The sequence below is a fragment of the Microbulbifer sp. ABM4_008 genome (assembly GCF_056311705.1).
In genome coordinates this window covers 4387718-4395000 of record NZ_CM149970.1, presented here as the reverse complement: position 1 = coordinate 4395000, position 7283 = coordinate 4387718, and the positions used below count along the sequence as shown (strand labels likewise).

General features: G+C 48.3%; 4 protein-coding genes and 2 rRNA genes (1 of these 6 cut by a window edge). 5 read left to right on the top strand and 1 reads right to left on the bottom strand.

The genetic code is table 11. From position 1 onward, the window contains the following. Together ACYX4J_RS19155 and rrf are read left to right on the top strand one after the other, a co-directional pair. Window positions 1–1702 (top strand): 23S ribosomal RNA (locus ACYX4J_RS19155); it begins 1180 nt to the left of the window's first position. 203 nt (window positions 1703–1905) lie between these two features. Next, window positions 1906–2021: ribosomal RNA gene (gene rrf / locus ACYX4J_RS19150) — 5S ribosomal RNA — on the top strand. A 775-nt stretch (window positions 2022–2796) separates the two neighbouring features. On the opposite strand, the gene ACYX4J_RS19145 is transcribed toward rrf, so the two are convergent. Further along, window positions 2797–3756 carry a hypothetical protein gene (locus ACYX4J_RS19145; protein WP_476177319.1) on the bottom strand — a complete coding sequence of 320 codons (960 nt, stop codon included), beginning with the start codon at window positions 3754–3756 and terminating at the stop codon, window positions 2797–2799. Window positions 3757–3910: 154 nt separating this feature from the next. Between ACYX4J_RS19145 and ACYX4J_RS19140 the strand changes: the two genes are divergently transcribed. From ACYX4J_RS19140 to ACYX4J_RS19130, 3 genes are read left to right on the top strand one after another with little or no spacing between them, the layout of a single operon-like run. Continuing rightward, window positions 3911–5359 carry an alpha/beta fold hydrolase gene (locus tag ACYX4J_RS19140; protein ID WP_476177318.1) on the top strand — a complete coding sequence of 483 codons (1449 nt, stop codon included), beginning with the start codon at window positions 3911–3913 and terminating at the stop codon, window positions 5357–5359. Further along, a complete protein-coding gene (locus tag ACYX4J_RS19135; protein WP_476177317.1) occupies window positions 5356–6093 on the top strand; it encodes an ABC transporter ATP-binding protein in 738 nt (245 codons plus the stop codon). Before ACYX4J_RS19140 ends, ACYX4J_RS19135 begins: the two co-directional genes overlap by 4 nt. Further along, on the top strand, window positions 6090–7280 hold the full coding sequence (locus ACYX4J_RS19130) for an ABC transporter permease (RefSeq protein WP_282934410.1): 1191 nt from the start codon (window positions 6090–6092) through the stop codon (window positions 7278–7280). The genes ACYX4J_RS19135 and ACYX4J_RS19130 overlap by 4 nt, the downstream gene beginning before the upstream one ends. Window positions 7281–7283 lie beyond the last annotated feature (3 nt).

Sequence of the window (7283 nt, the reverse complement as noted above, 5' to 3'; positions counted from 1 at the left end):
AAGCCGTTGAAGGTGGATCGGGAGGTCTGCTGGAGGTATCACAAGTGCGAATGCTGACATGAGTAACGATAAGGGAGGTGAAAAACCTCCCCGCCGGAAGACCAAGGGTTCCTGTCCAACGCTAATCGGGACAGGGTTAGTCGACCCCTAAGGCGAGGGCGAAAGCCGTAGTCGATGGGAAACAGGTTAATATTCCTGTACTCGCTATTACTGCGACGGAGTGACGGAGAAGGCTAGGCCAGCATGGCGATTGGTTGTCCATGTTTAAGGTTGTAGGCTGGGGACTTAGGCAAATCCGGGTCCCTAAGGCTGAGAACTGATGACGAAGCCCACTTAGTGGGTGAAGTGGTTGATGCCCTGCTTCCAGGAAAAACTTCTAAGCTTCAGGTAATAGTGAATCGTACTCTAAACCGACACAGGTGGTCAGGTAGAGAATACCAAGGCGCTTGAGAGAACTCTGGTGAAGGAACTAGGCAAAATGGTACCGTAACTTCGGGAGAAGGTACGCCGGTTTTGGTGATGGGACTTGCTCCCTAAGCTGAGGCCGGTCGAAGTGACCAGGTGGCTGCGACTGTTTATTAAAAACATAGCACTCTGCAAACTCGTAAGAGGACGTATAGGGTGTGACGCCTGCCCGGTGCCGGAAGGTTAATTGATGGGGTTAGCTTCGGCGAAGCTCTTGATCGAAGCCCCGGTAAACGGCGGCCGTAACTATAACGGTCCTAAGGTAGCGAAATTCCTTGTCGGGTAAGTTCCGACCTGCACGAATGGCGTAACGATGGCCACGCTGTCTCCACCAGAGACTCAGTGAAATTGAAATCGCTGTTAAGATGCAGTGTACCCGCGGCTAGACGGAAAGACCCCGTGAACCTTTACTACAGCTTTGCACTGAACTTTGAGCCTATTTGTGTAGGATAGGTGGGAGGCTTTGAAGCAGCGACGCTAGTTGTTGTGGAGCCGTCCTTGAAATACCACCCTGGTATGTTTGAGGTTCTAACTCTGGTCCGTTATCCGGATCGAGGACAGTGTATGGTGGGTAGTTTGACTGGGGCGGTCTCCTCCCAAAGAGTAACGGAGGAGTACGAAGGTGCACTCAGCATGGTCGGAAATCATGCAATGAGCATAATGGTATAAGTGCGCTTGACTGCGAGACAGACATGTCGAGCAGGTACGAAAGTAGGTCATAGTGATCCGGTGGTTCTGTATGGAAGGGCCATCGCTCAACGGATAAAAGGTACTCCGGGGATAACAGGCTGATACCGCCCAAGAGTTCACATCGACGGCGGTGTTTGGCACCTCGATGTCGGCTCATCACATCCTGGGGCTGAAGCCGGTCCCAAGGGTATGGCTGTTCGCCATTTAAAGTGGTACGCGAGCTGGGTTTAGAACGTCGTGAGACAGTTCGGTCCCTATCTGCCGTGGGCGTTGGAGATTTGAGAAGAGTTGCTCCTAGTACGAGAGGACCGGAGTGAACGAACCTCTGGTGTTCCGGTTGTCACGCCAGTGGCATTGCCGGGTAGCTATGTTCGGACGGGATAACCGCTGAAAGCATCTAAGCGGGAAGCCTCCTTCAAGATAAGATCTCCCTGAGGCCTTGAGCCTCCTGAAGGGCCGTGGAAGACTACCACGTTGATAGGCTGGGTGTGGAAGCGTTGTGAGGCGTTGAGCTAACCAGTACTAATTGCCCGTGCGGCTTGACCATACAACAGAGATGGTTACTAACGACTAGCTAAGCTAGCGGATTGTGAGTTAGAGACATACGATCGCTTGCGGTGTATTACTACAGATTGTTTTACCGACTTATTTGGGGTTATCGCCGGTCAATAACATGACCGAGGCAAACAGCGATAACACGGCAGGCCAAGCACTTTGCTTATAAGACCAACGCCAACCCAAGCCAGTTTGCCTGACGACAATAGAGTTGTGGAACCACCTGATCCCTTGCCGAACTCAGAAGTGAAACGCAACATCGCCGATGGTAGTGTGGGGCTTCCCCATGTGAGAGTAGGTCATCGTCAGGCTTCTAATCCGAAAAGGGCCACCCAATAGGGTGGCCCTTTTTTTATGGCTGAAAAAATATTTTAAAAAACAAAAAAAACAAAAGACAAAAATAAGAAAGAGAAAGCAGAAAATATTTAGCAAAAATTAAATAGAAAAAATAAAAGTAACTCTGAAAAAATTTAATGCTTAACTTTCTATTTAAAAAATCAGTCAGTAAACAAAAAATAAAAACCTAAAACTACTTGAGCACCTTAAACAGACACTCTCCTAAAAAGCCTATAAAAATAGGTCTTTACCGATCTTCTCTCCAAACGCCTTTGCACTCACTCAAAAAATCATCCAACAAAAATAACCCGCGTAAAAACCAGAAAAGTACCCATACCACTCCCGCCAAAAATTAAAATTAGCCCATAAAAATATCGGTGATTTTTTAGTCTCTGCAGTAATCCCCTGTAACCACGGGGCCTGTAGCCCGTTTATTAAAGTTATGCACAACTCTATCCAGACTTTCTGTTAGTAACACCTGGCTGTGGAAATCCGCGCAAAAAGTGCTGCTTTTTTACCCGCCTTCAATAGAGCCAAGGAAACACGGGGCTGGCAGGGGATATCCCGGAGTTATACACAGCTCTATCCATGGTTTCTGTTGGTAACAAAGACGCCATAAAACGGACATCAGTTATTAACAGTGTTATGAGCGATAAATCTGTGGATTACTGCGGCTGATTGGTACGCCAGTATGCGAGAGAAGAAAAGTTTGGGGATAAAAAAAGCCCCACCAGGTGGGGCTTGGGTGGGCTAGTAAGGAAAGGCGTTATCTGGAACGAGGTCAAAGTTCATATCATTCAAACTGAGGTCTTCCAGTGGAACCAGCTCGGCAGGGAGAGCAAAGCGTCGTGCGGCATTGTTCTGGTGCCAATCCAATACTTCAATGTCTGCTGACTCTTCTTGCTGTAGGTCTTGTAAAAAGGTCTTCAGCTCAGTGGTGCTCGCAGTAATTAGCGACTGGTAGTCGTAGGTTCCCAGTAGTTTAACGAAGCGGTATTCATCTGTGGCATCTTCAATACGCAGCCAGGCCTGCCCATTGGAATTACCATCCTCGCCGAGAATAACCGGGCCGTGATCATCGTCGAACACTGGAACGAGCTGATAATCGGGAACAGGTAGTATTGTCCCAACCCAAACCCAACCAGAGAGGCTGGTGCGGCTTAATTGCCATTCACAGAGCCATACCGTCTGATCATCGTCTATGCGAAATTCCCGGTACTCCCTTTGGCTTAAATAGTTGTCAAAGCTCACTTCGGCATTGGGGTTATCTTTACGAAAACTATGAAGCTGTTGTGTCATTTCATAGTTTACTTCCCAATGCTTTTTCAAGCGCCACTGCATTGGGTATTGGCCCCACTCAACGATATATTCTTCGTGCTCGCGAACAGTTTCGACTACGCGCCAAAAGGCGCCGTCAATAAGAATGCAGGTATCCCCGAGCTTACAGCCCGGTGCAATGATGCTGCATTCAGGTGAGGCTTCGGATGCACTCACTAAGTGTTCGCTACGCCCTTCAATAACGTCATACCAGGGAAATCCGTGACGCAATGGTGGCGGGAATGCCAATGGCGGCCGACCGCCAAGTAATCGTCGGAAGAGAACCGATTTTTCAATTTCAAGATCAGAAAGTGTATAGCCTTCCTGTTGTGTGATTTGGCCCCAGGCAAAGGCGGCTCGGATTAGGTGTTTTTCTCGGTCTGAAAAGCTCATGGGTGCAATCATGGGCAAGTAAATAAGAAACCATACCACTGTGCAGGGGTGGGCGCTAATGCAAATGCAATTATCTGCCTTTTGTTGGATGACGACACCTTAGGAGCAGTTCGATACACTGGTTGGGATAAATTCGTTGGATAGGGGGTTGGCAGTGGTTTGGATACAGAGGTTTACGATCTTCGCGATCAGCTTGTTTATAGGGCTATCTCCAGCAGTTGCAGAAGAGAGAGAAGAGAATAACTTCGAGTCCTGCTACCTGGACGGCTGGAGCCATGCTCTGCACTGTACAACGATACCGGTTGGTGGAGGAGAAGCTGCAGTAGATCTAGCGGTAATGATAGCCCCAGCAGTTAATGACATTGGACTGGAGCCACTTTATTTACTGGCCGGTGGCCCCGGTCAGGCAGCCAGTTATCTGACCCCGATTCTAAATGCCTTATATAAAGTCAATCAGAGTAGGGCGATCGTTCTTGTCGATAGGCGCGGCTCGGGTTACTCGGCTGCATTTGACTGTGGGATCGACGGAGAAGTCCATATGGATCTGGAGGCGGTCACCGATCAATTCTCAACTTGCTACCTTGAAAACTCCTCCTTTGCGAAAGCGCTGCATAGCCGTCAAGCGGTTGATGATCTGGAGGAAGTGCGCCTCCAGTTGAGACATAAAAAAATTGCTTTGTGGGGAGGTTCTTGGGGAACTCGTACCGCGCTTCTTTACCAGCAATGGTATCCCGAAAGTTTAAGTGTCCTGATCCTGGATGCCGTAGCCCCGATTGATTCAAAAGTTTTTCTTACTGCGCAAGCTGCTGAAAAGGCGCTGCTAAAATTGGAGAAAGACTGCAGTCAGGATCCGGTGTGCTCCGAATTTGGCGATTGGAGATCTGACCTGGATAGCTTGCTTAGGGACTGGGATGGAAGAGCATCGAACTTCCCGGACCCCCACTCTGGTCGCACAATGGAAACAAGTGTTCCCCGTAGCTTCATACAAAACCTGATAAGGACCGCGCTCTACGCACCTGAAACGGCAGCGCAGTTACCATACGCTATTAGCCAGGCTGAGGAGGGTAATTATTTACCGCTATCGGGGTTGGTTGGACTTTTATCTGATGATGGAAGTATGTCTATGGGGCTCACCTTATCAGTTGCTTGCGCTGAAGAATTAAATCGCACTACAGAGGAAGAGCTGGCTGCAGATATTCGCGATAGCTTTTTAGGTGATGCTTTTTTTGAGATTTTTGCTGAGGGTTGCAAGGTGTGGCCCGTATCTCCTATCACTTACGAAGTCCCGGAAGAAAGAAATCATCCTGTGTTAATTATTTCCGGAGAGGCTGACCCTATTACCCCACATTATTATGCGGAACAAAGCTTGGGGTATCTTTCAGAATTAAAACAGGTAGTGGTTCCAGGTGGTGGACATATCAATAGTATGCGCGGTTGTATACCAAAGCTAATAGATGATTTTCTAAAATCTCCACTTGCTTCTTTAGATAGTGATTGTATTGCGGATATTCAAAGACCACCTTTTATGGCGGGTGCTTTTGGACCTGAAATTGATAAAGCGGTATCCAGTGAGTTGCTATCGAGCCAAGGGGATAACAAATGATTGCTGTTAAATCTATTCACAAGCAATTCTCTGGAAAGAAAGTACTCAAAGACCTGAATTTCAATATACCTGATGGCCAAATAACCGCTTTGCTGGGGGCCAATGGAGCCGGTAAAACTACTTGCCTGAGAATTATAACGGGGTTGGTAAAACCGGATGAAGGTACAGTATTTGTTAGTGGGTTTAATGTGGCCGAAAATCCATTAGAAATAAAGCGGCAATTGGGCGTTGTCGGCGATCGTGAAGGCTTGTATGAACGACTTACTGTAGCGGAGTACTTATCATTTTTTGCCAGTGCGCAGGGATTATTTGGGGCAGAGCTTAAGCGCGCATTGAATTCTGTTCGAGAAGAGCTGGAATTAGAAGATTTGTGGCAACGTCGGACAAAAGGCTTTTCCCAGGGGGAGAGAATGAAAGTGTCGCTGGCGCGGGCACTAGTCCACCGGCCTACGCATTTGATACTCGATGAACCGACGCGCGGGCTTGATGTTCTTGCAGCGAGACTGCTGCGGAAAACACTTCTGCGGTTGCGCTCTGAGGGCGTAGCCATTTTATTTTCCAGCCATATTATGGCTGAAGTTACTGAGTTGTCAGATAGAGTATTGGTGATGGCTAACGGTGCTATTGTCGATAGTGGTACCCCCGATGAGCTTGTAGAACGCACAGGCTGTAAAAACCTGGAAGATAGTTTCGTCACTCTGGCTTACGGGGTTAAAGGGGAGGTGATGGCATGAAATTTTTAAACCTATTATTTACTCCCGCCATGTCTGCTCTTCTGAAGAAGGAGTCTTTAGAGGTTTGGCGTGACCGGCGAGCACTGTATTTATCTTTGCTGTTTGCCATTTCATTTCCCGGAATGATCGCATCGATGACTCTGTTTATGTTTAAGTCCCAAGGGGAGAGGACATTTCAGCTAGCGTTGTTAGGCGGGCAGGATTTACCAGTATTAGAGCAGCAGCTGAGTAAAGGGCGGGTGGAACTGGATAGCCTGTCAGAAGGGGACCCGATAGCTTTACTTGATGAAGGTTACGATGCAGTTGTGAAAATTGATGAAGGTTTTTCTACCGATTATCGCAATTTCCGCAGCCCCAAGGTTTATTTGTATGTTGATAGCTCCGATCGTTTCAGCGGGCAAGGCGCGAGTCATGTTCAACAAAAGCTGGGTGAGCTACAACAGCTCATTGTTCAACAAAGAATGGTCGCTAGGGGAGTCCCACTAAAAACAATAGCACCCTGGCAAGTCCAGGTCAGGGATGTCAGTACCCCGTCTACCCGCAGTGCCTGGATTGTTGGTTCAATACCGACACTCTTGATAATGACGCTGTTTATAGGTTGCCTGTCCTCGTCCATTGATGCCTCTGCCGGTGAGCGGGAGAGAATGAGTTTTGAGGTATTACTGCAACAACCTCTGGCCGCCTGGCAGGTGGTCCTGGCCAAGGTGCTCGCTGTAGCCAGTATCAGTTGGTTATCTTCAATTCTTGCGTTAGTTTCGCTAATGGCTGTTTTTCCATTTTTGCCCTTGGCTGAAATGGGGATACAACATGCAACTACGCTGAGTGGCATGGTTGCTATGGCGCTAGCCCTGCTCCCACTGGCTCTATTGGTTGCCGTACTGCAAATATTGTTAGCGTTGCGTTCCCAGTCATTTAAAGATGCCCAAACTCAATTGAGTATTTTGCAGATTTTACCTGTCACTATGTTGTTAATATTGGATATGTCATCCATAGAGCTAGAGGAGCCTGCCTGGCAGTTGGTCCCGCTGGTCGCGCAACAGCAGTGGTTTAAGGCTCTACTGGTTGGGGATACGGTCTCGATATCACTGATGATCGCTGGCTCACTGGTCAGCCTTTTATTGGTTGTTGGGTGTATATTAGGCGGTGCCCGAGCGCTGCAGCGAGAGAGTCTGCTCGGAGCTACCTAGCTT